The following is a 24,891-nucleotide window of genomic DNA, read 5'->3' as shown; positions in this document are numbered from 1 at the left end:
GCGGTCCGGCGGTGGGTGCTACTTGATTCCGTGCCGTGCCGCCCAGTCGCCCGCGACGTCCTCCGGGTCCTTCTTGTCCTTGTCCACCAGCCGGTTCAGCTCGGTGAGGTCCTCGGTCGTGAGCGCGTTGCCGAGCCGGCCGAGCGCCTTGCGGACCGTCGAGTCGGCCTTGCGGTCCGCGATGAGCGGGACGACGTGCTGGCCCGGCACCAGGTTCTTGGGGTCGGTGAGCACGACCCAGTGCTCGGCCGCGATGTCCGTGTCGGTGGTGAAGAGGTTCGCGACGTCCACGTCCCCCTTCTTCAGGGCGCCCTTGACCAGCGGCCCGGAGGAGTCGAGGGACTTGAACTCCTTGAACTCCACGCCGTACACGTCCTTGAGGCCCACCGCGCCGACCGCGCGCTTCTTGACCTCGGGCGCCGCGCCGATGACGAGCTTGCCGTTGTGCCGGGCGAGGTCCGCGAGCGACTTGAGACCGTACTCGGCGGCGGTCTCCCGGGTGACGACGAACGCGTCGGAGTCCTCGGCGCGCCCGTACGGCAGGATCTGCAGTCCGGCGGGCAGGGCCACGGCGAGGGCGTTCTGCATCTCGCCCTCCTCCGCGGCCTTCGACTTGGTGTCGAGGTAGTGCAACAGGGCGCCCTGGTACTCGGGCAGGAGATCGATGTCGCCGCCCTTGAGGGCCGGGATGAGGATCTCGCGGGTGCCGAGGTTGGGGCGGACCTCGGTCTTCACACCGGCGGCTTCGAGCGCGGCGGCGTACAGGTACCCGAGGACCTGGTTCTCGGTGAAGTTGGCGGTGCCGATGGTGACGCCGTCCTTGCTGGAGCCCCCGCCCCCGCCACCGGACCCCTGCCCGTCGAGCGAGGTGACGCCGCCGCTGCAGGAGGCGAGAGCGGGGACGGAAGCGGCGGCGAGGAGCCCGCCGAGGAGGTTTCTGCGGTTCATCGTGTGTGCTCCTAGGCCGACTTGGCGGGGCGGGAGGGGGTGCTTCCCATGCCCTTGGGGCCATGGGAGCGGAAGAGGAAGCGCTGCAGGACGGAGAGCGCGAGGTCGAGGACGACGGCGACGACCGCCACGAGCACGGCTCCGCCCAGTACTTGTACGAGGTCGCGCTGGGCGAGACCGTCGAATACGTACCGGCCGAGCCCGCCGAAGGAGACATACGCGGCAATGGTGGCGGTCGCGACGACCTGGATGAGGGCGAGCCTGAGTCCGGTCATGATCAGCGGGAGCGCGAGGGGCAGTTCGACCTGGAGGAGGACCTGGTGCGAGCGCATCCCCTGACCGCGCGCGGCATCCCGGACCTCCGGGTCGACGGCAGTCATCCCGGCGTACGTGTTGGTGACGATGGACGGCACGGCGAGCGCCACGAGCGCGATGTAGACCGGCCACATGGAGAGGCCACTGGCGAGGAAGACCAGCACGACGAGCCCGACCGTGGGCAGCGCGCGCCCGAAGCTGGAGAGGTTGATCGCGAGGAAGGCGCCGCGCCCGGTGTGCCCGATGAGCAGCCCGATGGGCAGTGCGATGGCGGCGGCGATCAGGGTGGCGAGCAGCGAGTACTGCAGGTGTTCCGCGAGGCGGTGACCGATGCCGTCGGGACCGGTCCACTGCTCACCGCTGACCAGCCAGGCGCCGAGGTTCTTGAAGAGTTCGTACATGAGCGCTCAGGCCCCCTGCTTCTGCCGGCGGGTCCACGGAGTCAGGACGTACTGGAGGGCGACGAGCACCGCGTCCGCGACGAGTGCGAGGAGCAGGGTCAGGACGACACCGACGATGACGGGGGTGGGGAAGTTGCGCTGGAAGCCGTCCGTGAAGAGCTGGCCCAGTCCGCCGTCCCCGATGTACGTGGCCACGGAGACCAGCGAGATGGCCATCACCGTCGCGATCCGCACGCCCGCCATGATCACCGGAAGGGCGAGGGGCAGTTCGACGGTGAGCAGGGTGCGCAACGGCCGGGTTCCCATGGCCTTCGCGGCCTCCTTGGTCCTGGCCGGTACGGAGTCCAGACCCTCGACGGTGTTCCGCAGGAGCACGACGAGGGTGTAGATCGTCAGGCCGATGACGGTGGTGGTGCGGGTGAGCCCGCTGACCGGTAGGAGGAGCACGAAGACGGCGATGGACGGAATGGTGAACAGGATGTTCGACAGCCCGAGGAGCAGTCCGCGCAGCCGGCGCACCCGGTGCGCGAGGACGGCCAGCGGAAGCGATACGACCAGGCCGAGCAGGACGGCGGTGAGGGCGGCCTGGAGGTGGGAGACGGCCAGGGTGGTGAGGTCACCGGAGTGGTCGGATATCCACGACCAGTCGATGCTCATGCGTCCACCGTGCTCGCCGCGCTGTGGACGCGTCCCGCGTGGTCGTGGATGTCCTCGCGGGACGTCACACCGGTGAGGACGCCGTCCGCGTCGACCCGGGCGACCAGTCCGCTCGGTGCGGCGATCGATTCGTTGAGGGCCGCGAGGAGCGAGTCCGTGTCGCGCAGCGGCCGGACCGGCGCCCGCGCCTCGCTCTCGGTGTCGTGCCAGGCCAGCGGCTTGCGGGCGGCGTCGAGGGTCAGCTGCCAGCGGGCGCCCTCCGGGGCGGGGCCCTGGGCGACCTCCGTCAGCGCGGTCAGCGACAGCAGCTTCAGACCGCGCTCCGCGCCGAGGAAGTCCGCGACGAAAGCGTCCGCGGGGCGGGCCAGCAGCTCGGCGGGGCCGGCGCATTGGACGAGGTGGCCGCCGGTACGGAAGACGGCTATGCGGTCCCCGAGCCGGACGGCCTCGTCTATGTCGTGCGTGACGAAGACGATGGTCTTGTTCAACTCCTGCTGAAGGCGCAGGAGTTCATCCTGAAGCTGGGTGCGCACCACGGGGTCGACGGCGCCGAACGGCTCGTCCATCAGGAGTACCGGCGGGTCCGCGGCGAGTGCCCGCGCCACGCCGACCCGCTGCTGCTGGCCGCCGGAGAGCTGGTGCGGATAGCGCTTCCCGGCGTCGGCGGCCAGCCCCACCGTCTCCAGGAGTTCGGCCGCCCGTGCCCGCGCCTTCTTCCGGCCCCAGCCGAGCAGCAGGGGCACGGTCGCGATGTTGTCGAGGACCGTGCGGTGGGGGAAGAGCCCGGACTGCTGGATCACGTAGCCGATGGAGCGGCGCAGTTCGGCGGCGTCCTGCTCAAGGACGTCCTTGCCGTTGACCCTGATCGTCCCGGAGGTCGGATCGACCATCCGGTTGATCATGCGGAGCGTCGTTGTCTTGCCGCAACCGGAAGATCCGACGAGGACGGTCACGCCGCCTTCCGGCATGTCTAGCGTGAGGTCGCGCACCGCGGTTGTGCCGTTCGGGAAGCGCTTGTTGACCGTGTCGAATTGGATCATGTGGAGTCCCTTGCCCGGCTGCATATCATCATGCAGAGTTCTTGGTGTCTGAATAGATTGTCAATAGTCAGTCGCCGTTCAGCGGTAAATCCCTGGTGACAAATGGCCGTAGGGCAAGACGGAGCTTCCGGTTGAGGAGGAATTGCGCGTGATGTCGTCTCATATCGCGGACGGGGTGACTGTCGGCGGCGATGCGGTTGTCACCCTCGACGGCCGCGGACTGATGGTCGCAGATGTCGTACGCATGGCCGAATCCACCGTAAAACCCGTCCCGGGGGCGGATGGTATGAAGCGTGTGGAGACCTCGTGGAACGCTGCCCGGGAGATCGCCTCATGGGGTCGCGTCTACGGCCGCTCCACCGGTGTGGGCGCTAACCGGAACGAGTCCGTCCCGACGGAGGAGGCCGCCGACCACGGTCTGCGGCTGCTGCGCAGCCACGCTGGATCGATCGGGGAGGAGCTGCCCGCGCGACAGGTCCGCGCCATGCTCGCCGTCCGGGCCAACCAACTGCTCGCGGGCGGCGCCGGTCTGCGCCCGACCGTCGTCACGGCGCTCTGCGAGGCGCTGGAGACGGGTGCCCACCCGAAGGTCAACGAGTTCGGCTCGGTCGGCACCGGCGACATCGCCGCGCTCGCGCAGATGGGCCTCGCGCTGGCCGGCGAACACCCCTGGCAGGGCCCCGGTGCCGCCCCCGCCCCGCAGCCCCTCGACAACAACGACGCCCTCGCCCTGATCAGCAGCAACGCGCTCACCCTCGGCCAGTCCGCGCTCGCCCTGCACGAGCTGCGCGGCCTGATCGCGGCCACCCAGGTGGTGGCGGCGCTGTCCCTGATGGCGACCGACGGATCGTACGAGGCGTACGCGCTGCCCGTGCACGAGGCGCGTCGGCACGCCGGTTCCTACGCGGTCGCGGAACGGATGCGGCTACTGCTGGGCGCCGCAGACCGCCCCACACCGCCGCTCGGCCGGATCCAGGACCCGTACGGCTTCCGCTGCGTGCCCCAGATCCACGGACCCGCGCACGACGCGGCGGACGCGCTCGAAGACGTCATCACCGTCGAGATCAACGCGGCGGCGGAGAACCCGCTGATCTCGGCGGACGATATGGCGGCCTACCACCACGGTGGCTTCTACATCGCCCAACTCGCCCTTTCCCTGGACCACTTCAGGCTGGCGGTGACACAGGTGGCGCGGCTGTCGACCTCCCGGCTGTCCACGCTCAACGAACCTGCCTTCACCCGGCTGCGGCCGTTCCTCGCGGACGGCGCGCCCGCCGCGTCGGGCGTGATGATCCTTGAGTACGCGGCCGGTGCGGCGCTCGGCGACCTGCGCGCCTTCTCCGCGCCCGCCTCGCTCGGCCACGCGGTGCTCTCGCGCGGGGTCGAGGAGCAGGCCAGCTTCGCCTCGCTGGCGGCCCGGCAGACGTTGCGCGCGTGCGAGGCCTACCGACTGGTGGTGGGCTGCGAACTCGTCGCGGCCGTACGGGCGTTGCGCCAGCGTGACATGCGGCTCGACCCGGAACTGCCGGTCGGCCGGGCCTTCGCGCTGGCGGACGCGGTGCTCGACGCGGAGCTGGCGGACCGGCCGCTGACGGACGATGTGACGGCGGCGGCCGGGCTGCTCGACCGGTTCACCGAACTGTGGCTGGACCTCGGCTCGCGGAGCGAGCCCGCCTTCGACGGCCAGGGTGTGGTGCGGCGCGGGTGACGAGCGGCCGTGCGGGCGTATGACCGACACGGGGCGTGCGACGGGAAGAGTTCCCCCCCGGCAGGTGCAGACCGCGAGAAATTGAGCAGGCGAGAGGTATGGGCTCACTTCTTCGAACCACCCCATCACCGTCAGAGCAGCCGCTCCGGTCGCGGGAGAGGAGCACGGCTCGGCGGGCCGGCACGCTCCGGCCCCGGCTTCTCGCCCCGGTCGCGGCCGCGTCGATCGCCCTGGTTACGGCCGGCTGCGGCTCCACCGCGGCCTCGGCCGGGCAGCCTGCCGCGAGCGGCTCCGCCGCCGGAAGTACGCCGTCGGCGCGTCATCCCGCGGACCCGGCATCCTCCCCGGCGGCGAGTCACCCCGCCGATCCGTCGTCCTCCCCGGCGGCAGCGGCCGCCGGGGCGCCGGAAGCCGGTCGGTGCACGACCAAGGCCCTGGCGATGAGCCTGGGCACCGCCGACGCGGGCGCGGGCCAGATCCACTACCGCCTCACGTTCGCCAACAAGTCCGGGCACTCCTGCACCCTGCAAGGGTTTCCGGGTGTCTCGATGATCAGGCGCGACGGCAGCGTGATCGGCGTCCCGGCCGGGCGCGAGGGCGCTCAGGGGCAGCGGACCGTGATCGGCGCGGGCAGGACGGCAGCCGTCACGCTGCACACCCTGAACCAGGGGATCAAGGGGTCCGGCTGCTGGCGCAAGCCCGACTACCTCAGGGTCTACCCGCCCGGCTCCAAGGAGGCGCTCACCCTGCGGACCTCCGGCCTCCGGGTGTGCGGCGACCGCTTCACCACCACAGCGGTGGACGGCTGAACCACCGGCCGCTGGACAGGGCCCGACGCAGCTTCGCCGGGATGACCTTGACCGAGCCACCCTTCACACCCAGTTGTTGCGCATCGCGTACCAGCCGAGCTGGATCCGCGAGGAGACCGCCGCCACGTCCATCAGGCGCGGAGCCGGCGCTGGACCGTACGGGGCGACGTGCCGAACTGGTGGGCTGTCGCCGCGTCCGTCAGACCTGACAGCATCAGCTGCAGGAGCCGGCGGTCCTGGACAGCTCGACTGCCGGCAGCACCACGGGCGGCCCCAGCACCATCGATCGACCGCCCTCCACCTGGACCATCGCGGTAGGCGGCCGTGGGGTTCCCGTCCTTCCGCAGGGCAGGAGCGAGGTGCGGGCCGGGCTGCTCCGGCACCCCGTCGGCGTCGGTCCGCCACTGGCCGAGCAACTGGGCCGGCGAGTCGTCGGCTGGCTAGGGAGGAGCGCACGGAGTCGCGGCCGAAGATGGAGGCCCCGGGGCAGAAACCATTAGGTTGACCGGGAAGGTTTCGGCAGCCGGACTCATGATGGGGGCGAGCATGACCATGCTCAAGGGAACCAACGTTCCAGTTGCGGCACAGGCCGTGCGCGTCGAGCTGGGGTGGCACACCACCCCCGGGACGCCGGACGTGGACGCCTCCGCGCTCCTTCTCCTCGGGTCGGGAAAGGTGCGCAGCGACGCGGACTTCGTCTTCTACAACCAGCCGTCCCACGCGTCCGGTGCGGTGCGCCACGAGGGCAAGCGGACCGCCGGGGGTGCGGCCACCGACAGCCTGGCCGTTGATCTGGCACGGGTGGAGCCCGCCGTGGAGCGCATCGTGCTGGCCGCCTCCGCGGACGGCGGCACTTTCGGCCGGGTGACCGGGCTGTACGTGCGGATCACGGACGTGGCGAGCGGCTCGGAACTGGCCCGGTTCGACAGCGCCGACGCCACCGTCGAGACCGCGTTCATTCTCGGTGAGCTCTACCGGCGCCACGGTGCCTGGAAGTTCCGGGCCGTTGGCCAGGGATACGGGAGCGGGCTCGAAGGCCTCGCCACGGACTTCGGGATCTCCGTCGACGAACCGCAGCGACCGCAGGCGGCCCCCCAGCCCCCAGCACCCGAGCGGCCCCAGGCACCCGAGCGGCCCCAGGCGCCCGAGCGGCCCAACCCGGCGACACGGGTCGACTCCGTGCCGCCGCCGGTCGCCCAACCCGTCCGGCTCACCAAGGTGACGCTCACCAAGGAAGCGCCGTCGGTCTCGCTCGCCAAGCAGGGCGGCACCTCGGGATCCATGCGGGTCAATCTCAACTGGGAGGTGCGCAAGCAGTTCAAGGGGTGGGGGAGCAAGCTGGGCCGGGCCGTCGCGAACCACGCGGACCTCGATCTCGACCTCTGCGCCCTCTACGAGCTGACCGACGGGCGCAAGGGCGTGGTGCAGGCGCTCGGAAACGCCTTCGGAGCCCTCCGGCAGGCGCCCTACATCCACCTCGACGGCGACGACCGGACGGGTGCCGTCGCCTCCGGTGAGAACCTGACCATCAACCTCGACCAGAAGTCCAGGATCCGCCGGATCCTGATCTTCGTCACCATCTACGAAGGGGCCCGGAGCTTCGCCGATCTGCACGCGACGGTGACCCTCCAGCCCCAACACGGCGCCGCGATCGACTTCTCGCTCGACGAGTGCACCGTCCCGTCCACGGTCTGCGCACTCGCGCTCATCAGCAACGACGGAGGCGACCTCACCGTGCAGCGGGAGGCCCGCTACCTGGTGCCGCAGCGCGGCGTGAGCCCGCAGCGCACCATCGACCAGGCCTACGGCTGGGGCATGAACTGGACCCCCGGCCGCAAATGAGCCCCGGCCCGCCGGTTCACCGGTCCGGTGCGGCCTCGGGACGCGCGTACGTACGCCCCTTCCAGGCCGCACCGCGGCCCCGGTAGTGCTGGACGGCCGAATCGACCGTCATCAGCAGGTACAGCAGCGCGGTGAACGGCAGCAGCGGCGCCAGCCACAGGGACTGCCGGTAGTACCCCAGCATCGGCATGTACGTACCGGCCATCACGACCCAGGCGACGCCCCCCGTCCAGGCAGCCAGCGAATTGGGGGCCAGCAGTCCCGCCACGAGCGTCACGGGCGGCGCGAGGTAGACGAGCGCGAGCCCCAGCACCGTGCCGAGCAGCAGCAGCGGATTGTGCCGCAGCTGGGCGTACGCGCTCCGCGAGATCATCCGCCACAGGTCGGCCAGGCAGGGGTACGGCCGCACGCTGTCCACCCGGTCCGCGAGCCCCAGCCAGATCCGGCCGCCGCTGTCCCGCACCGCACGGGCCAGCGAGACATCGTCGATCACCGCCTGCCGGATCGACTCCGGCACCCCCGCCCGTACGGCTGCCTCGGTCCGCAGCAGTACGCAGCCGCCCGCGGCCGCGGCGGTCCGTGCTCCCGCCCGGTTCACCCACCGGAACGGATAGAGCTGCGAGAAGAAGTACACGAAGGCCGGGACGACGAGCCGCTCCCAGGTGCTCTGGACCCGAAGCCGCGCCATCTGCGACACCAGGTCGACCCCGCCCGATTCGGCGGCCGCCACCAGCTCCCGCAGACTGTCCGGCTCGTGTGCGATATCGGCATCGGTGAGCAGCAGGTAATCCGGGTCCCTGGTCCGGGCCAGTGCCATTCCGTGCCGTACCGCCCAGAGCTTTCCCGTCCAGCCCGGCGCGGGCTCCCCGGGCGACACCACGGTCACCGGCAGCCCACCGTGCCGCACGGCCAGCGCGCGGGCCAGATCCCCGGTGCCGTCCTCGCTGCAGTCGTCTACCAGGAAGATCTCGGCCGGTCCCGGATAGTCCTGCGCCATCAGCGACGGCAGGCTCATCGGGAGCATGTCGGCCTCGTCCCGCGCGGGGACGACGATCGCGACGGACGGCCAGTCGGCGGGCTCCGTGCTGTCCGGCAGCCGCTGGTCCGTCCGCCAGAAGAAGCCCTGGCCCAGCAGCAGCCACACCCAGGCGGCGAGGGAACCCACGGCGATCCAGACAATGGCGCTCATTGGCCGAAGTCTGCCCCACTGAGCCGGGACCGCAAGGGTGGTCGACTATGGTGACTGGGTGAAGATCGCGCTCATGGACTCCGGAATCGGGCTGCTCGCCGCCGCCGCAGAAGTGCGCCGGCTGAGGCCGGACGCCGATCTGGTGCTCTCCTCCGACCCCGACAGCATGCCGTGGGGCCCCCGCACCCCCGAGTACGTGACGGAGCGCGCGCTCGGTGTCGCCCGTGCGGCCGCCGCCCACCGGCCCGACGCGCTGATCGTCGCCTGCAACACCGCCTCGGTGCGCGCGCTCCAGGCGCTGCGGGCGGAGCTCGAACCCGGCCTGCCGGTCATCGGGACCGTCCCCGCGATCAAGCCGGCCGCGGCCGCGGGCGGACCGTTCGCGATCTGGGCCACCCCGTCGACCACGGGCAGCCCGTACCAGCGCGGACTCATCAGGGACTTCGCCGGCTCCGCCGCCGTCACCGAGGTCCCCTGCCCGGGCCTCGCCGACGCCGTGCAGTACGCGGACGAGGAGGGCATCGACCGGGCCATCGCCGCGGCCGCCGCGCTCACCCCGCCGGACGTCCGGGCCGTCGTACTGGGCTGCACCCACTACGAGCTGGTCGCCGAGCGCATCCGCGACGCCGTGCGCCGGCCCGGCCGGCCCGCCGTGGACCTGTACCCCTCCGCGGGAGCCGTCGCGGCCCAGGCGCTGCGCCGGATCGGGGCCGAACCCGCTCCGTCGGCCGAACCGGGTGCCGGTCTCGTGGTGCTCCTCGGCGGCCGGGTGTCCGAGCCGCCGGCAGCCGCTCTGGCCTACCCGGAGGGGCGTCGGCTCATGGTGGCCACCCCCGCCCGCTGACCTCCGGGCGACCCGGCCGGCGCCGCCGGACCCGTTCCGCCGCGCGGTTTCTTCAGTACGCTGCTTGGCATGAGGGACCACCCCCGAGAACCGAGGCACAGCGGAGCCGACTCCCACCCGGCGGTCTGGACCGGCCGGGCCACCAACCGGACCCAGTGGGTGCTCGCCGCAGCGGGCGCCGCCTGCCTGGCGCTCGGCATCCAGCTCGCCGTCAGCTCCAACTGGACCTCCGGCATCGCACCGCTGCTGATGTCGGTGATCGGCTGCATGGCGGCCGGACTGCTGATGCTCTTCGGCACCCTTGCCTTCGTGAACGTGGCCGTCCGGGTCGACGGCGACGCCCTCGAAGTGCGCTGCGGCCACATGGGCCTGCCACGACGCCGGATCCTGCTCACCCATGTGGTGGGCGCGGAGTTCGCACCCCGGGTCACCCCGCGCCAGTGGGGCGGCTGGGGCTACCGCTGGCGCCCCGAGCAGGGCACCGCCGTGGTCGTACGACGCGGCGAGGGCCTGGTGCTCAGGCTCGGTGACGGCAGGACCTTCACCGTGACGGTGGACGACGCCGAGGCGGGCGTCCGGTTCATCCGCGACCGGCTGCACCTGCCGGCCACCGGCGCCCCGGCCGGAGCCTGAGACACCGCGGCGATGCCGGGGCCGGACGCGACGGCCGGATCCGGTCGGTCGGCGGGGGACCGCCGCACAGATCAACGGCCCCGGCGGGCACCCGTCAGGGATATGTGCGCAACATGTGGAGAAACGATCCGGTGGTCCGGATTCCGCCATCGGGACAGGCCGCCGGACGCACAGCGGGCCACCGTAGACTCCGCCGGGTGAGCACCACTATCGCCCCGGTCGGCGACCCGCAGCAGCCCGCCTCCGTCCATCGAGCCAGGCGCCTGCTGCCTCGGCTCGTCCGTCCCTGCGCAGCCGTGCTCTCCGGGCTGATGCTGTACGTGAGCTTCCCGCCCCGGCCCCTGTGGTGGCTGGTTCTGCCCGGGTTCGCGCTGCTGGGCTGGGTGCTGTTCGAGCGCAGGCTCCGGGCCGCGTTCGGCCTCGGTCTGCTCGCCGGGCTGGGCTTCATGCTGCCGTTGCTGCACTGGACGGGCGAAGACGTCGGCCCGGTGCCGTGGCTGGCCCTGGCCGCCGCCGAGGCACTGTTCGTCGCGCTGGGCTGCGTCGGCATCTCCGCCGTGTCCCGGCTCGCCGGCTGGCCGTTCTGGGCCGCGGCGGTCTGGGCCCTGGACGAGGCGGTACGGGCCAGGGTCCCCTTCGGCGGCTTCCCCTGGGGCCGGATCGCCTTCGGCCAGGCGGACGGCGTCTTCCTGCCGCTCGCCGCGCTCGGCGGCACACCGCTGCTCTCCTTCGCCGTGGTGCTTTGCGGCTTCGGGCTCTTCGAGGCGGTCCGGCGCTTCCGGGTCCGCCGCGCCACCGGTGAGCTGCCCCGGCTGGCCGCCGCGGTGACCGCCGCCGCCGTCCTCGTACCGGTCGCCGCGGCGCTCGCGTCGCTGCCGCTGGTCGACGACTCGGCCGAGGACGGCACCGCCACCGTCGCCGCGATCCAGGGCAACGTGCCCCGGCTCGGCCTCGACTTCAACTCCCAGCGCCGGGCCGTCCTGGACAACCACGCGAACCGCACGGAGCAGCTCGCCCGGGACGTGAAGGCGGGCAAGGTGCCGCAGCCCGACTTCGTCCTGTGGCCGGAGAACTCCTCCGACCTCGACCCCTACCGCAACGCCGACGCGAAGATCGTGATCGACGACGCGGTGCGGGCGATCGGGGTGCCGACCGTCGTCGGCGCGGTCGTCGAGCCCGACACCGGCAAGCTGCGCAACACCCTCATCCAGTGGGACCCGGACAAGGGCCCGGTGGCCACGTACGACAAGCGGCACATCCAGCCGTTCGGCGAGTACATGCCGATGCGTTCCTTCGTGCGCCTCTTCAGCTCGGACGTGGACCGGGTGCAGCGCGACTTCGGACCGGGAAAGAAGGTCGGCGTCTTCGACCTCTCCGGCACCTACGTCGGCCTCGTCACCTGCTACGAGGCCGCGTTCGACGACGCCGTACGCGACACGGTCGAGCACGGCGCCCAGATGATCGCGGTGCCCAGCAACAACGCCACCTTCGGCCGCAGCGAGATGACCTACCAGCAGCTCGCGATGTCCCGGGTGCGCGCGGTGGAGCACAGCCGGTCCGTCGTCGTCCCGGTCACCAGCGGCGTCAGCGCGGTCATCCGCCCGGACGGCACCGTCGTCAGCGAGACGAAGGTGTTCACCCCGGACGCGCTGGTGGAAAAGGTGCCGCTGCGGTCCTCGCTGACCCCCGCGACCAGGATGGGGCCGCTGCCCGAAGGGGTGCTCTCGCTGCTCGCCGTCATCGGCCTCGGCTGGGTCGGCGCGCGGGCGGTCCGCACGCGCCGCGCCCGCTGAACGGCTCCGCGCGCGACGTAGGCTCATCGCATGGCAATTCCTGACTTCATCCGAGAGATCCGCGCCACGGCGGGTCAACAGCTGCTCCTGCTCCCCGGCGTCAGCGCCGTCGTCTTCGACGAGGAGGGCAGAGTGCTGCTCGGACGGCGTGCGGACACCGGAAACTGGTCGATCATCGGAGGCATCTCGGAGCCGGGGGAGCAGCCGGCGGCGACGGCGGAGCGCGAGGTGCACGAGGAGACGGCCGTGCACTGCGTCGCGGAGCGCGTCGTACTGACCCAGGCGCTGCCCGCCATCCAGTACGACAACGGCGACCGGTGCCAGTTCCTGGACATCACCTTCCGCTGCCGGGCCACCGGCGGGGAGGCCCGCGTCAATGACGACGAGTCGCTGGAGGTGGGCTGGTTCGGCGTCGACGCGCTCCCGCCGCTGGACGATTTCGCGCTCCTGCGCATCAAGCAGTCGCTCAACGACGGACCCACCTGGTTCGAGGCCACGGACCCGCGGTGAACGTGACGGACCGGGCGGCGGCGCGAACGGCCGCCGCCCGGTCCGCGACACCGCCCGGAAAGCGGCAGGAACGCCTTCCCGCGCGCGGACCCCGGTCGTGCGGGCGGGAGTTGTGGTCCGGCGTGTGCGGATGTGGCACAGTCGGGCCGTGGACGCACTGAGGCCCCAGGACCCCGCCCGCATAGGCACCTACCAGCTGCTCGGCCGCCTCGGCGCGGGCGGGATGGGGCAGGTGTACCTCGGCCGGTCGCCCGGCGGACGGCTGGTCGCCGTCAAGGTCATCCGCGACGAGATCAGCGATCACCCCGAGGCACTGGCCCGGTTCCGGCGCGAGGCCGCGACCGTAGAGACCGTACGCAGCGTGTACACCGCCCAACTGATCGAGGCCTCGCTCGACGCGTCCCCCTACTGGCTGGCCACGGAGTACGTACCGGGGCCCACGCTGCGCGCCGCCGTCCGCGCGGACGGGCCCTTCCCGCCGGACAGCGCGCTGCGGCTGCTGGCCGCGCTCGCCGAGGGGCTGGCCGCGGTCCACGTGCACGGGGTCACACACCGGGACCTGAAGCCGCACAACGTCATCCTCTCGCCGCAGGGACCGCAGCTCATCGACTTCGGGATCGCACGGGGCATCGAACAGTCGGTTCTCACCCCGGAGGGGATGGCATCGGGGACACCCGGATACACGGCCCCCGAGGTGCTGCTGCGCAACGAGGCGGGCCCGGCGGCGGACGTCTTCGCGCTGGGCGCCACGCTCGCGTACACCGCGACCGGCCGGCCCCCCTTCGGCACGGGCGACGCCGCCTCGGTGAGTTACCGGACCGTGCACGAGGAGATCGACCTGGCGGGAGTGCGGCCGGACCTGGCCGCGCTGATCCGGATGTGCGTGGAGAAGGACCCGGAGGAACGGCCGGCGCCCGCCGTCGTGATCGCGCTGTGCGGGGTGGACTCGCCGCTGGCGTCGGACGCCCACTACGGCGCGCTGGTCCGCGCCCCCGAAGGCGCCGTTGGTGTGCCGGGGGACGCGGGGGACGACGCGGCCACGGCGCCCATGGCCTCCGGCGCGCACCCGGCGCCCGAGACGGACACAGTCCTGGCCCGGGGGACCGCCGCACCGACCCGGCGGGCGGAGCCCGGCCCCGCCGACCGGCCGGCGGCGGGACCCTCGACGGCCGGGACCGTGGGCCGGCGCCCGAAGCGGGGGAGGATCTGGGCCGCCGTGTGCGCGGTGGCGATCGCGGTGCCGGTGACGGTCTGGCTGCTCCCGGAGACGGACGGCGCCGGCACCGGCGCCGCCGCCGAGCCCGGTGCGAGCGAGTCCGGCCGCCCTGCCGCGAGCCGTTCCGCAGCCGCGCAGAAGCCGAAGAGCCCACCGGACCACATAGCGAACGACCGGGACTCGCAGGATCGCTGGACCCTGTCCGACGATCCGGACCAGGCCGCTCTGGGCAGCGGCGGCTGCGATACGGACGAGGTTCCCGAATCCTTTCCGCCGCCCGGTCTGATCTCCACCGTGTCGCACACCACCGGCTCGGACACCGCCTCGGTGTCGATGCGGTTCGAGGACGCCGGGAAGGGCGCCGGGAAGGGGAAGAGACCGGAGCCCTACTACGTCTCGGTGGGCGTGCGGCCCCCGCACGAGACCGACCGCGTCACCGGACGGCCGCTCCGGTCCGGGGCCAAGGGCATCGGGTTCACCAGCAAGCCGGTCGACATCTACTCCCGCTGGTCCTCTGGCGGGGCCGTCAGGCTCAAGTACCCCGACGACTTCCGGGCCCACTTCGGGGCGAAGACCCTCGACGCGATCCCGGTCGGGGACGACCGGGGGGACTGGACGGTGGTGATCTACCGCGTCGACGGCGGGCCGACGGACTACACCCCCGTCGTGTGCAACGGCTTCCACGCCTGAGGCAGCGCCCTTCCTGTCCCGGCGGGCCGGTTCAGGCGGCGTAGGCGGAGATCTTCAGCGTCTCGGCGAGGACGCGCCACAGGACCCAGGCACCCGTACGGCTTGCCGCGCTGCACAACGTCCTCTCGCTGCACCGGGTGGGCCGGTCCTGCCAGGCCCTGACCACCAGACAGTGCAGCCCGAGACTGCTGGCGAACGTGAACCGGATGTGCATGCCGTCGCCCAGGTCGTGGCCGGGAAGCGTCGCGATCTGCAGGCTGTCGTACCCGATCGCCTCCACCCGGACCGGGTTTCCGCCCAGCAGATCGCATTCGTCCGCCGGATGGATCACGGCCGGGCAGTCACCGCTCACCGGGAACAGCCAGAAGTTGCCGGTGAGCTGCTCGCGGACGTCGTGCGGGCTGGTGAAGGGGTGGAAGCCCAGCGAGTAGCCGTACCGGTAGACCTGGCTCGGACCGGTGGACGGCGACCGAGATCCGGCAGTCGTTGCTGTCGCCGCCCCCGCCCCCGCCCCCGTCGTCGCCGTCGCGAGGAGGAGCGCGGCGGCGAACAGGCCTGCGGACGCGGTACGGGCCCTCAGGGTGCGGCCTGCCTTCCGCATCAGCACCTCCCGAAGCGCGAACATGAGCCAAGTGGAAGGTATGCGCTGGTACGAGCTTCGGCATCTCGGCATCCGTGCGGTGGGCCGGTGGGGAGTCGCGGGGACGTGCCGAGGGGTTACCCGCCCGCTGTCACGGCCTTCAGCTCGTCGAGGACCTCCCGGATGAGCTGTGACATGTCCCGGGAGCCGGGCCCGTCGATCCATCGCTCGAACGTCACCTTGAAGACGGCGATCCCCGCCTCTGCGGCCAGGCTCGCGGCAGGTTCCGCGACGCCGCGCCGGCGCAAGGTGTCGGAGATGGCCGCCGACAGCCTCGCGAGCTTGATCAGCTCGCGCTCCTGCAGCTCGGCGTTGGCGTTGATGATCCTCTGGCGCTGGCTTGCCTGTTCGTGACGGTCCTGGAAGACCGTCGCGGCCGCGTCGAGGGCCGCGGCCACGGCATCGATGGGGGCCGCCGATTCGGGTACGCCCGCGAGCGTGTCCACGAAGAGGTCCTGGAGCGTGGACGAGCCCGCGAACAGGACCTCGCGCTTGTCGCTGAAGTGCCGGAAGAACGTCCGCTCCGTGAGCCCCGCCCGCTTGGCGATCCCGGTCACGGTGGTCTGTTCGAACCCGTGCTCGCTGTAAAGCTCCATCGCCGCCTGTTCCAGCCTGCCGCGCGCGTTCGGCTCCCATCTGCTCATAGCGGCGATTCTATGTGATGACAGTGACTGGCATCAGGTGTACGGTGATGACAGTTGCTGACATCGACTGTCCATGGATCTTTTCGACGTGGGCGGTCGGCATATCCGGGAGGTATCCCATGCGTGTCTTCGTTACCGGAGCGTCGGGCTGGATCGGATCCGCCGTCGTTCCCGAGCTCATCGGCGCGGGCCATCAGGTCGTCGGACTCGCCCGTTCGGACGCTTCGGCCGCCGCGCTCGACGCGGCCGGGGCCGAGGTGTACCGGGGCAGCCTCGAAGATCTCGACGCGCTGCGGGGTGCGGCCGAGGCCTCGGACGGCGTGGTCCACCTCGCGTTCAAGCACGACATCGCCTTCTCGGGCGACTTCCAGGGTGCCGCCGACGCGGACCGCGCCGCCATCGAGACGTTCGGCGACGCGCTCGCGGGGTCCGACCGGCCCTTCGTCATCGCGTCCGGGACGATGGGGCTCGCGCCGGGGCGGGTCGCCACCGAGCGGGACGGGCTGAGTTCCGGCGGCGAGATGCCGTTCGAGGGCGCGGGGGCCCGGCTGGCCAACGCGCAGCTGACGCTCTCCCTCGCCTCACGCGGTGTCCGCCCGTCCGTGGTGCGGCTTCCCCCGACGGTGCACGGCGACGGCGACAAGGGCTTCATCGCGTCCGTGGTCGGCGTCGCCCGCGACAAGGGCGTCTCCGGATATGTCGGTGACGGCTCCAACCGCTGGCCTGCCGTGGCCCGGCTCGACGCCGCACGCCTCTTCCGCCTGGCGCTGGAGCAGGCTCCCGCAGGATCCGTACTGCACGCGGTCGCTGACGAGGGCGTCCCGATCCGCGACGTCGCGGAAGTGATCGGACGCGGTCTCGATCTCCCCGTGGCCGCCGTCCCGGTGGAGGACGCCAGCGAGCACTTCGGCTGGCTGGGCGGGCTCCTGGGTCTGGACGGCCCTGCGTCGAGCGCCCTGACCCGCGAACTGCTCGGGTGGCAGCCGACCCACCCCGGGCTCCTTGAGGACCTCGGCAAGGGCCACTACTTCGACAGCCCGTCCGCGTAACGTTCCGAGTGTGACGGGCCGGGAGGCATCGACGGCGGTCGCCGGCCGGGCGCCCCGGCCGGGGAGGAGCCGATCGTGCGGGACATCGCGCTGTATTACCCGTACATCCATGTCCGTGACGAGCGGTGGCTCAAAGCGGCGGCTCTGTACTGGCCGCGGATCGCCCGGGTGGTCCCGGACGGGTATCCGATAGCCGACACGGACACCGCGCGCGTTCTTGACGACGAGCTCGGGTTCATCGTCCCGGTGTCCCCGGACGCGGCCGCCCGGACTGTGGCGCCGGTCTTCCTGGAGGTTCTCGACGCCCACCGGGACCGGCTGGTGGCCGCGCTGGGCGGCCCCGTGGCCCGAAGCCGGATCGGTGACGCCACTGTCGCCCCCTACGCCGGTGGGCACCAGGTGAACGCCGGGCTGGCGGCCGTGCACCGGGACGAGATGGCAACAGGCCTGGCCGACGCGCTGATCGGCGCGGGGCTGGCCATCGAGGCGACCAGGGCCTCGCCCGGCGGCGGGCCGCTGCTTCACTGGATAGCCATGCACCCGCGCCTGGCCTGGATCTACAAGTGCGTTCTGAGCGCCCGGATCGCCGAGGCGGGACAGTTCACACCCGCCACCGACCAGGACGACGCCCACCTGTCGCTCCACACATGGTCCGGTGACCTCCTCCTTTCGGCGCTGGAGGGTACGCCGCACGAGGACGTCGCCCGGCCCGACCCGACGGACGCCGTGGGGCTGCTCGCGATCCGGACGGTGTTGCCGCGGGATCTGGACGCGGTCGCGGTCGGCACGATCGCGGACGTACGCCGCCGCCACCGGGCGGAGTTCGAAGCCTTCCATGCCGCGGTCGGTGATGTCGTGGAGCTGTTGCGCGACCGGCTGGCCGACGTCTCACTGCCCGCCGCACAGCTCCAGTACACCGCGATCGAGGTCGAGCGCCGCTTCGATACGCCACTGATGGAACTGCGCGACGCGTTGCGGGGCGCACGGATCGACACCGTGTTCAGCGCCGCCAATCTCAAGTTCGACCTGCCGGCCGGAATCGCTGCCGTCGGCGGCGGCGCACTGGCCGGACAGCCCCTCATCGGTGCGGCCGTCGGCGCTGCCTTCGGCCTGTCGGCCCTCCGCCGGACAGCCGGCCAGGACCGTGGCGATCTACGCGCCGCCGCCCCCGTCGCCAGCTACCTCCTCAGCGTCGAACAGGCCCTCGCACCCCGGTCGCTGCTACGACGCCTGACCCTGCGCGGGTGAATGCTGAGACGGCCGGACGGCTCGTACTGGTCGTCACCTTCGTCCCGCCGGGTCACTGTGCCGGGGACCGGACACCGAACCACTGCTCGGCGCCGAAGGCCTGGAATCGCTCCACCTCGGTGAATCCCAGCTTGGCCGCGAGGCGCATCGAGGGCTTGTTGGCGGTCTGGGTGCGGAGCACCACCCCTTCGCCGGGTAGCTCGCCGGCCAGCCAGTCGAGGGCCGCCGCGCACGCCTCCGCGGCGTACCCGTGCCCCCACGACTGCGGCAGGAACAGATAGCCGAGCTCGGTCTTTCCGAGGTCCGGGCGGATGTGCCCCGGACGCTCCGCGTGCGGATCGAGCTGGATCGTGCCGATCGTCGCACCGTCGAGCTCGACGACGAAGAAGCCGGGGCGCTGTCCGGGTACTTCGGGCACCGTGCGTTCGAGCTCCTCGCGCGGCTGGGGGCCACCGAGGTACGTGGTCACCTCCGGCGAGGCGTTCAGCTCGATGGCTGTCGCACGGTCCCGCGCCTTGGACTGGCGCAGCACGAGCCGCTCGGTCCGTATCGGGGCGGTCGGCCAGGTCAGGGGGCGGTCGTCAGTCATGCCGGCCCACTCAACCAGCAAGTGCGACGATGATCAAGGTTCGCCCTGCCGGCTCTGCGAGCCCCGTGCGCCGCGAGCCCTGCCGGCTCCGTCAGCCCCGCCGGGCGAGCAGGAACAGGTGGGGTTCGGGCGCTGCCGCAGGGTGGGCCGGCGTGAATACGGTGCTGCTCTCCGACAGGACCGTGAATCCGGCCCCGGTCACCAGCGCGGTCAATTGCGCGGGCCCGAAGCTGGTCACCCGCGCGGGCCGCCCCATGAACTCACCACTCACGTCCTCCAGGTCCAACGGGACTGTGGCGACGGCCAGATGGCCGCCGGTCCGCAACGCCCGTCCGAGCCGGACCAGCACCGCCGACTGGTCGGCGCGCGACATCTGAAGGAGGGAGAAGTACACGCACGCGGCGTCGAGGCTCCCGTCCTCCAGAGGCAGTTCGCGGATATCGGCACAGCGGAACTCGGCCCGGGGCACCTGCCGGGACGCGATGTCCACCATGACCGGCGAGACGTCGACGCCGAGCACCTCGTGGCCGGCGGCGGTCAGGGTCTGAGCGGTCGGCCGTCCGGTGCCGCTGCCGACGTCCAGCACCCGGCTGTGCGGTGCCAGGTGCTCCAGCAGCAGTGCCAACGAGGCGTGGTGTGCGGCCGATCCGGCGAACGCCTGCTCGTACTCGGCGCCGATGGCGTCGAACAGTGCTGCAGCAGTGTTCTGTTGACCTGAATCCATCTCGATCCACTCTCTCCCGGCCGTGTCACCGGCCCCCGTCCCGACAGTATTCGCGCCGCCGAGGACTACTGCAACGCGCGCACGGCCGCCCCGAAGACGGCCGGTGCGCGGTATGCGGCCGGGACGATCAGGCGGGCGGTCGCCGGATGCCGTGCCATCGCCAACAGGCCCTCCGTGAGCATGCGATGACGTCTGGTCAGGCTCCGCCACCGGGCCGGGTAGTCCTGCGGCCGGCCGGCCGCCAGTGAGTCCACCGCGGCCTCGGCCGTCGCCAGGGCCAGTGCCACCCCCTCGCCGGTCAGCGCGTCCACGTACCCGGCGGCGTCACCGACCAGCAGGACCCGGCCGGCCCGCCGGTCCAGCGCCCGCCGGCGCAGCGGTCCGGCGCCGCGTACGGGCCCCGCGTCCCGGCCGGCGAGCGAGTCGGCCAGCCGGGGGAACGCCGTCAGATGCTCCTCGTAGGAGCGCCGTTCCCGGCTGAGTACGGCCACCCCCACCAGGCCGTCCCCGAGCGGCGTCACGTACGCCTCCCCGTGCCGGGACCAGTGGACCTCCACGAACTCCGTCCACGGGGCGATCCGGTAGTGCCGCCGCTGCCCGTACCGGCGTACCGCCGAGCCCGGTCCGTCCAGGCCCAGTTCGCGGCGGAGCGGCGAGTGCAGCCCGTCGGCCGCGACCAGCCAACGCGCCGTGTGACCGCCCGCGCTGACCCGGTCGTCGCGCTGCGTCACACCGGAGAGCTTGCCCGGCACGATCCGGACGCCGAGCTCCACCGCGCGGCCGTGCAGGGCGGTGTGCAGCTCGGTCCGCCGCACGCCGAGCCCCGTCCGGCCCCGGAACACCGCCTCCGCGCTGCGCGTCCCCTCCAGGTACCGGATGCCGCGCAGCCGGTGCCCGGACACCTCGATGCCGAGGGCGCGCAGCGCGACGACCCCGCTGGGCATGATGCCCTCGCCGCAGGCCTTGTCGATGGGGGAGGCGCGGGGTTCGACCACGACCGTCTCCAGGCCCAGCCGGGCCGCCCGGATCGCCGCCGCCAGACCGGCCGGGCCGCCGCCCGCCACCAGCACGTCGATCACGCCGTCACGTCCGCGGGCGCGGCGGTGAGAGCCGCCTCCTCGCACCGGACCCGTACGGCCATGAGCGCCGCGTTGAGCACGGTGAAGAGCGCCGCGGTCAGCCACGCGCCGTGGACGAGCGGCAGCGCGAGCCCCTCGGCGGCGACGGCGGCGTAGTTCGGGTGGCGCAGCAGCCGGTACGGCCCGCCGGTCACCAGCGGCAGCCCAGGCACGACGATCACCCGGGTGTTCCACCGGTGGCCGAGCGTACGGATGCACCACCAGCGCAGGCCCTGTGCGGCCGCCACCACGGCCACCATCGTCCAGCCGAGCAGCGGTACGAACGGCCGCTCCGCCAGCCGGACTTCCACGAGGCAGCCCAGCAGCAGGGCCGTATGCAGCGCGACCATCGCCGGGTAGTGGGCGCGGCCGGTCTCGACACCGCCCCGTGCCAGCGCCCAGCGGGTGTTCCGGAGCGCGACGACGAGTTCGGCGAGCCGTTCGCCCGCCACGGCCAGCACCAGCGCCATGTACCAGATCATGTGTCCTCCGACCTACCAGCGCAGAAGCACCAGTTCGCAGCAGAATCCCGGCCCCATCGCCATCAGCAGCCCCGGCGACCCCGGCTCCGGCCGCCGTTGTTCCAGCGTGTCCCGCAGGACGTGGAGCACGGACGAGGACGAGAGGTTCCCCACCTCGGCCAGCGAGCGCCAGGTGACGTCGAGAGCGCCGTCGGGGAGCGAGAGGACCTCCGAGACGGCCTCCAAGACCTTCGGGCCGCCCGGGTGGCACACCCAGTGCGCCACGTCCTTCGGCTTGAGCCCGTGCTCCGCCAGGAAGTCGCGTACGTCGTCCGCGAGATACCGCCGCACGACATCGGGGACGGCCGGATCGAGCAGCACCTTGAAGCCGGAGCTGCGGATGTCCCAGCCCATCACGTGCTCGGTGTCCGGATACATGCGGCCGCGCGTCGCCACCACCTGCGGCCCGGTCCCGGACGCCCGGCCCGCGCCGAGCGCCACCACGGCTGCCGCCCCGTCTCCGAACAGCGCGGTCGCCACCAGGTTGGCGGCCGACGCGTCGTGGCGCTGGAACGTCAGGGAGCACAGCTCCACCGAGAGGAGCACCGCCACCTCGTCCGGGTGGCCGAGCAGGTAGTCGTGCAGCCTGGCCACCCCGGCGGCCCCGGCCACGCAGCCGAGCCCGAAGACCGGCAGCCGCTTCACATCGGGGCGCAGACCGAGCCGCCCCACCAGCCGGGCATCGACCGAGGGAGCTGCCACCCCGGTGACGGACGTGAAGATCAGGAAGTCCACATCGTCGGGCCGCAGCCCGGCCGTCCGCAGCGCCCCGCGCAGCGCGTCGGCGCCCATGTCGACGGCAGCGCCGATGAACACGTCGTTGGCTTCGCCGAACCCGTCCAGCTCCGCGTACCGCTCCAGGGGCAGCACCATGTTCCGGGTGCGCACCCGGGCGTTCTCGTGCAGCCGGTCCAGCACCCGCCGGTCTGCCCCCGGCGGCAGGCAGGTGCGGGCCACCATGTCGGTGACCTCGCGCTGGGTGTGGCGGTACGGAGCCGGGGTGCCGTGAACGGCGGCGATCCGGGTCATCCCGGGTCCTGGTGCGGAGGCGTCATGGCCCAACCCTGCCCCACTCGGCGGACAAAACCCCGCAAAAGAGCCGGGCATGGCAGGCAAAACGTCGCAAACGGCCCGTGTGGCTGTCATGCCTCTCCGGCACGGAGTACCTACGATCACCGGATGGGTACCCCAGACCCGCCGCGCGTCTACGCCGCGACCGGCTGGCCGCCGCGCCGCGCGACGGCGCTCGCCCGCTCCTGCCACCCGGGCCCGGTGGTGGCGGTGAGCGTGCTGGCCGGCGCGCTCGGCGTCGGCGTGGGCCTCGACGGGGTCCGCAGCGCGCTCCTGGTCGCAGCGGTGCTGAGCGGTCAGCTCTCGGTGGGCTGGTGCAACGACGCGTTCGACGCGCGGCGGGACGCGGCGTCCGGCCGTCGCGGCAAGCCGGTGGCCGACGGGTCCGTGAGCCGCCGGGCGGTGTGGACGGCGGCGTTCACCGCCGCGCTGCTCTGCGTTCCGCTCTCGCTGGCCTGCGGCCCGCTCGCCGGAACCGTTCACCTGGCCGCGGTGGCGGCGGCCTGGGCGTACAACCTGGGACTGAAGGCGACGGTCCTGTCCTGGCTGCCGTACGTGATCGGGTTCGCGGCCCTGCCGGCGGTGGCCGCCCTGACCCTGCCCGGGAGTCCGGGCCCGGCCTGGTGGGCCGTCACGGCCGGTGCGCTGCTGGGCCTGGCCGCCCATCTCGGCGACGTGCTCCCCGACATCGACGACGACCTGCGCAACGGGGTGTGCGGACTGCCCCACCGGCTGGGTGCCACCGCGACCCGGCTGCTGCTGCCGGTGCCGCTGGTGGCGGCCTCCGCGGTCCTGGCGTTCGGCCCGGCCGGACCGCCGGGGCGATGGGGAGCGGTGACCCTGGCGGTGGCGGCGCCGGTCGCGCTGGCTGGGCTGGTGCTCGGCCGGTACTGGCGCGAGGCCGCGCTCGCCGCCGCCGTGGCCGTGGCGGCGGCCGACGTGGCACTGCTGCTGGTGCGCGGCGCCGCCCCGGTGTGACCCGGACGGCGGCCGGGACCGCTCCCAACAGCCTCACACCGTGCGCAGCCACGCGTCGAGCTGCCGGAAGTCGGCGTCGGTGAGACCGCGTCCGGGGTCGACGCGGTGGAGCAGGAACCGCCCTTGATGGTGTGCGGCCACCCATCTCCGGTCCGCCGCGCCGATCTCGTCGTCGACCCACGCGAAGGCCCGCCCGGCGGCCCGGCCGACGAGCGTGCGGGTCTTCCAGTGCAGACCCGCACGCGCGTCCCGCTCGTCCTCCGCCGACGGTTCCGGCCACAGCACCACGGGGAGCGGCGGCAGCCCGAGCCGCGGCGCGACGATCTCGTTCGCCTGGTGCGTCCAGGTCGTCGCCCACACCAGCTCGCAGCCGAGCGCGGCCAGCCGGGGCCCGAGCCCCGGATCGATCCTGGCGAGCAGCGGGTGCGCCCGGGACCCGGGCGGAAACGGACCGGCCGGATACGTCGGGTGGCCGCCGCCCGGCCCGGTCGCGGGGCCCAACGGCAGGAGCGGGCCGTCGACGTCGAGGAAGAGCAGCGGAAGCCCGCCGGAACCGGTCACCGGCGCACCGTACCGCCGGGCGTCAGCGTCCGCCCGCCACCCGCAGGATCGCCCCCGTGGTGTAGGAGGCGTCGTCGGAGAGCAGCCAGGCGACGGCTCCGGCGACCTCGTCCGGGTGTCCGGGCCGGCCCAGCGGGATGCCGGCGGCGGCCTTGTCGGGGCGCTCGGGGTCCTCGTGGAACTCGGTGCGGATGATGCCGGGCGATACCGCGTTGACCCGGATGCCCGCCGCGGCGACCTCCTTGGACAGTCCGATGGTCATCGTGTCCACCGCGGCCTTGGCGGCGGCGTAGTGGACGTACTCGCCGGGGCTGCCGAGGGTGGCGGCCGCTGAGGACATGTTCACGATGGCCCCGCCCCCGGTGCGGCCCATGTCGCGCACGGCCCGCCGCGCGCAGAGCAGGTACCCGATGACGTTGACGTCCAGGGCGCGTCGGAGCCCTGCCGGGTCGGCGTCCGCGAGCGGGCCCGTCGGGCCGCCGACGCCCGCGTTGTTGACCAGTCCGGTGACCGGGCCGAGCCCGTCGGCCGCCGCCTCGAAGAGCCGGTCGACACCCGACTCGTCGGTCGTGTCCATCCGCACCGTGACGCAGCGCCGGCCCGTCCGGTGTACGGATTCGGCCACGGCCTCCGCGGCTGCCACGTCGGAACGGTGGCCCAGCGCGATGTCGTGGCCGTCCGCCGCCAGACGCAGACAGACGGCCGCGCCGATCCCGCGGCTGCCGCCGGTGACCACAGTGACCGGATGACGGCTCATGATGTGGATACCCCTGAACTCCCGTGCGAGGACCCGGTGGCTCCCGCCGAGGGGCCAGCGTAGAGAGTGCTGATCGAACGCCGTCCGGCGAGGGTCCGGAAACGGCTCGGTGGACTGTCACCCACTCATGGAAGAGTGACAGTCCACCGGCGGTACACGTGAGGCGGTGCTACACGGGGAGGTCGCTGCCGCCCCGGCCGGCCGGCCGCTCGCTCTGCTCCTGCAGCTTCCGGGCCTTCTCCTGAAGCCGGCGGCGCTGCTCCGGGTCGTTGGTGCGCTCCGCGGCCTCGGTCATGTGCCTGGCCTTCTCGCGCATCTGGTCGGCTCGGCCGGTTTCTCCTGCAACGCTCATCGTCGCTCCTTGGACGGTAGGGAAGAGCGGGCTCCCTCAGAGAA

26 protein-coding genes are annotated in these 24,891 nt (G+C 72.5%); 11 read left to right on the top strand and 15 right to left on the bottom strand.

Going from position 1 to position 24,891, the window contains the following annotated elements; translation table 11 throughout:
• Positions 1-18 precede the first annotated feature (18 nt).
• From ACFVQ0_RS34285 to ACFVQ0_RS34270, 4 genes are read right to left on the bottom strand one after another with little or no spacing between them, the layout of a single operon-like run.
• The gene (locus ACFVQ0_RS34285; protein WP_390093077.1) at positions 19-948 is read right to left on the bottom strand and encodes an ABC transporter substrate-binding protein; all 930 of its coding nucleotides are present in this window, start codon (positions 946-948) and stop codon (positions 19-21) included.
• Between the two features lie 11 nt (positions 949-959).
• Positions 960-1,664 (bottom strand): ABC transporter permease, encoded by a 705-nt coding sequence (locus ACFVQ0_RS34280; protein ID WP_390093076.1) that lies wholly within the window; start codon positions 1,662-1,664, stop codon positions 960-962.
• A 6-nt stretch (positions 1,665-1,670) separates the two neighbouring features.
• A complete protein-coding gene (locus ACFVQ0_RS34275) occupies positions 1,671-2,321 on the bottom strand; it encodes an ABC transporter permease (protein WP_371774704.1) in 651 nt (216 codons plus the stop codon).
• Complete coding sequence (locus ACFVQ0_RS34270) at positions 2,318-3,361, bottom strand: ABC transporter ATP-binding protein (RefSeq protein WP_390093075.1); 1,044 nt, start codon at positions 3,359-3,361, stop codon at positions 2,318-2,320. The genes ACFVQ0_RS34275 and ACFVQ0_RS34270 overlap by 4 nt, the downstream gene beginning before the upstream one ends.
• 151 nt (positions 3,362-3,512) lie before the next feature.
• Here ACFVQ0_RS34270 and ACFVQ0_RS34265 point away from each other — a divergent pair, with 151 nt between their 5' ends.
• The 3 genes from ACFVQ0_RS34265 to ACFVQ0_RS34255 all read left to right on the top strand — a co-directional run bounded on the left by ACFVQ0_RS34265 (position 3,513) and on the right by ACFVQ0_RS34255 (position 7,720).
• A complete protein-coding gene (locus ACFVQ0_RS34265; RefSeq protein WP_390093074.1) occupies positions 3,513-5,069 on the top strand; it encodes an aromatic amino acid ammonia-lyase in 1,557 nt (518 codons plus the stop codon).
• Between the two features lie 98 nt (positions 5,070-5,167).
• Positions 5,168-5,878 (top strand): DUF4232 domain-containing protein, encoded by a 711-nt coding sequence (locus ACFVQ0_RS34260; RefSeq protein WP_390093073.1) that lies wholly within the window; start codon positions 5,168-5,170, stop codon positions 5,876-5,878.
• Positions 5,879-6,412: 534 nt separating this feature from the next.
• Positions 6,413-7,720, top strand: a complete 1,308-nt coding sequence (locus tag ACFVQ0_RS34255; RefSeq protein ID WP_390093132.1) for a TerD family protein — start codon at positions 6,413-6,415, stop codon at positions 7,718-7,720.
• Between the two features lie 16 nt (positions 7,721-7,736).
• On the opposite strand, the gene ACFVQ0_RS34250 is transcribed toward ACFVQ0_RS34255, so the two are convergent.
• Entirely contained in the window at positions 7,737-8,909 is a 1,173-nt protein-coding gene (locus tag ACFVQ0_RS34250; RefSeq protein WP_390093072.1) for a glycosyltransferase, read from the bottom strand.
• Between the two features lie 58 nt (positions 8,910-8,967).
• On the opposite strand from ACFVQ0_RS34250, the gene ACFVQ0_RS34245 reads away from it, so the two are divergent.
• The 5 genes from ACFVQ0_RS34245 to ACFVQ0_RS34225 all read left to right on the top strand — a co-directional run bounded on the left by ACFVQ0_RS34245 (position 8,968) and on the right by ACFVQ0_RS34225 (position 14,595).
• Complete coding sequence (locus tag ACFVQ0_RS34245; protein ID WP_390093071.1) at positions 8,968-9,753, top strand: glutamate racemase; 786 nt, start codon at positions 8,968-8,970, stop codon at positions 9,751-9,753.
• A 69-nt stretch (positions 9,754-9,822) separates the two neighbouring features.
• Entirely contained in the window at positions 9,823-10,386 is a 564-nt protein-coding gene (locus ACFVQ0_RS34240) for a hypothetical protein (RefSeq protein ID WP_390093070.1), read from the top strand.
• A 197-nt stretch (positions 10,387-10,583) separates the two neighbouring features.
• A complete protein-coding gene (gene lnt, locus ACFVQ0_RS34235) occupies positions 10,584-12,179 on the top strand; it encodes an apolipoprotein N-acyltransferase (RefSeq protein WP_390093069.1) in 1,596 nt (531 codons plus the stop codon).
• A gap of 30 nt (positions 12,180-12,209) precedes the next feature.
• Complete coding sequence (locus ACFVQ0_RS34230) at positions 12,210-12,689, top strand: NUDIX domain-containing protein (protein WP_390093068.1); 480 nt, start codon at positions 12,210-12,212, stop codon at positions 12,687-12,689.
• Between the two features lie 148 nt (positions 12,690-12,837).
• Positions 12,838-14,595 carry a serine/threonine protein kinase gene (locus tag ACFVQ0_RS34225; protein ID WP_390093067.1) on the top strand — a complete coding sequence of 586 codons (1,758 nt, stop codon included), beginning with the start codon at positions 12,838-12,840 and terminating at the stop codon, positions 14,593-14,595.
• A 31-nt stretch (positions 14,596-14,626) separates the two neighbouring features.
• Here the strand turns inward: ACFVQ0_RS34225 and ACFVQ0_RS34220 are convergent, their stop codons facing one another.
• Both ACFVQ0_RS34220 and ACFVQ0_RS34215 read right to left on the bottom strand, forming a co-directional pair.
• Positions 14,627-15,220, bottom strand: coding sequence for a hypothetical protein (locus tag ACFVQ0_RS34220; RefSeq protein WP_390093066.1), 594 nt, complete (start codon positions 15,218-15,220; stop codon positions 14,627-14,629).
• A 92-nt stretch (positions 15,221-15,312) separates the two neighbouring features.
• Positions 15,313-15,879 carry a TetR/AcrR family transcriptional regulator gene (locus ACFVQ0_RS34215; RefSeq protein ID WP_390093065.1) on the bottom strand — a complete coding sequence of 189 codons (567 nt, stop codon included), beginning with the start codon at positions 15,877-15,879 and terminating at the stop codon, positions 15,313-15,315.
• Between the two features lie 119 nt (positions 15,880-15,998).
• Between ACFVQ0_RS34215 and ACFVQ0_RS34210 the strand changes: the two genes are divergently transcribed.
• Positions 15,999-16,928: an SDR family oxidoreductase gene (locus ACFVQ0_RS34210; protein WP_390093064.1), complete on the top strand. Its 930-nt coding sequence runs from the start codon at positions 15,999-16,001 to the stop codon at positions 16,926-16,928.
• A gap of 75 nt (positions 16,929-17,003) precedes the next feature.
• A complete protein-coding gene (locus tag ACFVQ0_RS34205) occupies positions 17,004-18,176 on the top strand; it encodes a DUF6236 family protein (RefSeq protein ID WP_390093063.1) in 1,173 nt (390 codons plus the stop codon).
• A 52-nt stretch (positions 18,177-18,228) separates the two neighbouring features.
• Here the strand turns inward: ACFVQ0_RS34205 and ACFVQ0_RS34200 are convergent, their stop codons facing one another.
• From ACFVQ0_RS34200 to ACFVQ0_RS34180, 5 genes are all read right to left on the bottom strand, one after another.
• Complete coding sequence (locus tag ACFVQ0_RS34200) at positions 18,229-18,765, bottom strand: GNAT family N-acetyltransferase (RefSeq protein ID WP_390093062.1); 537 nt, start codon at positions 18,763-18,765, stop codon at positions 18,229-18,231.
• A gap of 91 nt (positions 18,766-18,856) precedes the next feature.
• Complete coding sequence (locus tag ACFVQ0_RS34195; RefSeq protein ID WP_390093061.1) at positions 18,857-19,489, bottom strand: class I SAM-dependent methyltransferase; 633 nt, start codon at positions 19,487-19,489, stop codon at positions 18,857-18,859.
• Between the two features lie 65 nt (positions 19,490-19,554).
• Positions 19,555-20,568, bottom strand: a complete 1,014-nt coding sequence (locus ACFVQ0_RS34190) for an NAD(P)/FAD-dependent oxidoreductase (protein WP_390093060.1) — start codon at positions 20,566-20,568, stop codon at positions 19,555-19,557.
• Entirely contained in the window at positions 20,565-21,089 is a 525-nt protein-coding gene (locus ACFVQ0_RS34185) for an isoprenylcysteine carboxyl methyltransferase family protein (protein WP_390093059.1), read from the bottom strand. Before ACFVQ0_RS34185 ends, ACFVQ0_RS34190 begins: the two co-directional genes overlap by 4 nt.
• 12 nt (positions 21,090-21,101) lie before the next feature.
• Positions 21,102-22,157 (bottom strand): type III polyketide synthase, encoded by a 1,056-nt coding sequence (locus ACFVQ0_RS34180; RefSeq protein ID WP_390093058.1) that lies wholly within the window; start codon positions 22,155-22,157, stop codon positions 21,102-21,104.
• 150 nt (positions 22,158-22,307) lie between these two features.
• On the opposite strand from ACFVQ0_RS34180, the gene ACFVQ0_RS34175 reads away from it, so the two are divergent.
• Positions 22,308-23,177 carry a UbiA family prenyltransferase gene (locus tag ACFVQ0_RS34175; protein ID WP_390093057.1) on the top strand — a complete coding sequence of 290 codons (870 nt, stop codon included), beginning with the start codon at positions 22,308-22,310 and terminating at the stop codon, positions 23,175-23,177.
• A 33-nt stretch (positions 23,178-23,210) separates the two neighbouring features.
• Here ACFVQ0_RS34175 and ACFVQ0_RS34170 read toward each other — a convergent pair whose 3' ends face one another.
• The 3 genes from ACFVQ0_RS34170 to ACFVQ0_RS34160 all read right to left on the bottom strand — a co-directional run bounded on the left by ACFVQ0_RS34170 (position 23,211) and on the right by ACFVQ0_RS34160 (position 24,847).
• Positions 23,211-23,738, bottom strand: a complete 528-nt coding sequence (locus ACFVQ0_RS34170) for an HAD domain-containing protein (RefSeq protein ID WP_390093056.1) — start codon at positions 23,736-23,738, stop codon at positions 23,211-23,213.
• A gap of 22 nt (positions 23,739-23,760) precedes the next feature.
• On the bottom strand, positions 23,761-24,495 hold the full coding sequence (locus tag ACFVQ0_RS34165; RefSeq protein WP_390093055.1) for an SDR family NAD(P)-dependent oxidoreductase: 735 nt from the start codon (positions 24,493-24,495) through the stop codon (positions 23,761-23,763).
• A 169-nt stretch (positions 24,496-24,664) separates the two neighbouring features.
• Positions 24,665-24,847, bottom strand: a complete 183-nt coding sequence (locus tag ACFVQ0_RS34160; protein WP_328697839.1) for a DUF6381 family protein — start codon at positions 24,845-24,847, stop codon at positions 24,665-24,667.
• Between the last annotated feature and the right edge of the window lie 44 nt (positions 24,848-24,891).

The sequence above is a fragment of the Streptomyces sp. NPDC057900 genome (assembly GCF_042887885.1).
In the GTDB taxonomy this organism is placed as follows: domain Bacteria; phylum Actinomycetota; class Actinomycetes; order Streptomycetales; family Streptomycetaceae; genus Streptomyces.
Note: the sequence above shows the minus strand (reverse complement) of the source record. Positions and strands in the feature narration are given on the sequence as shown.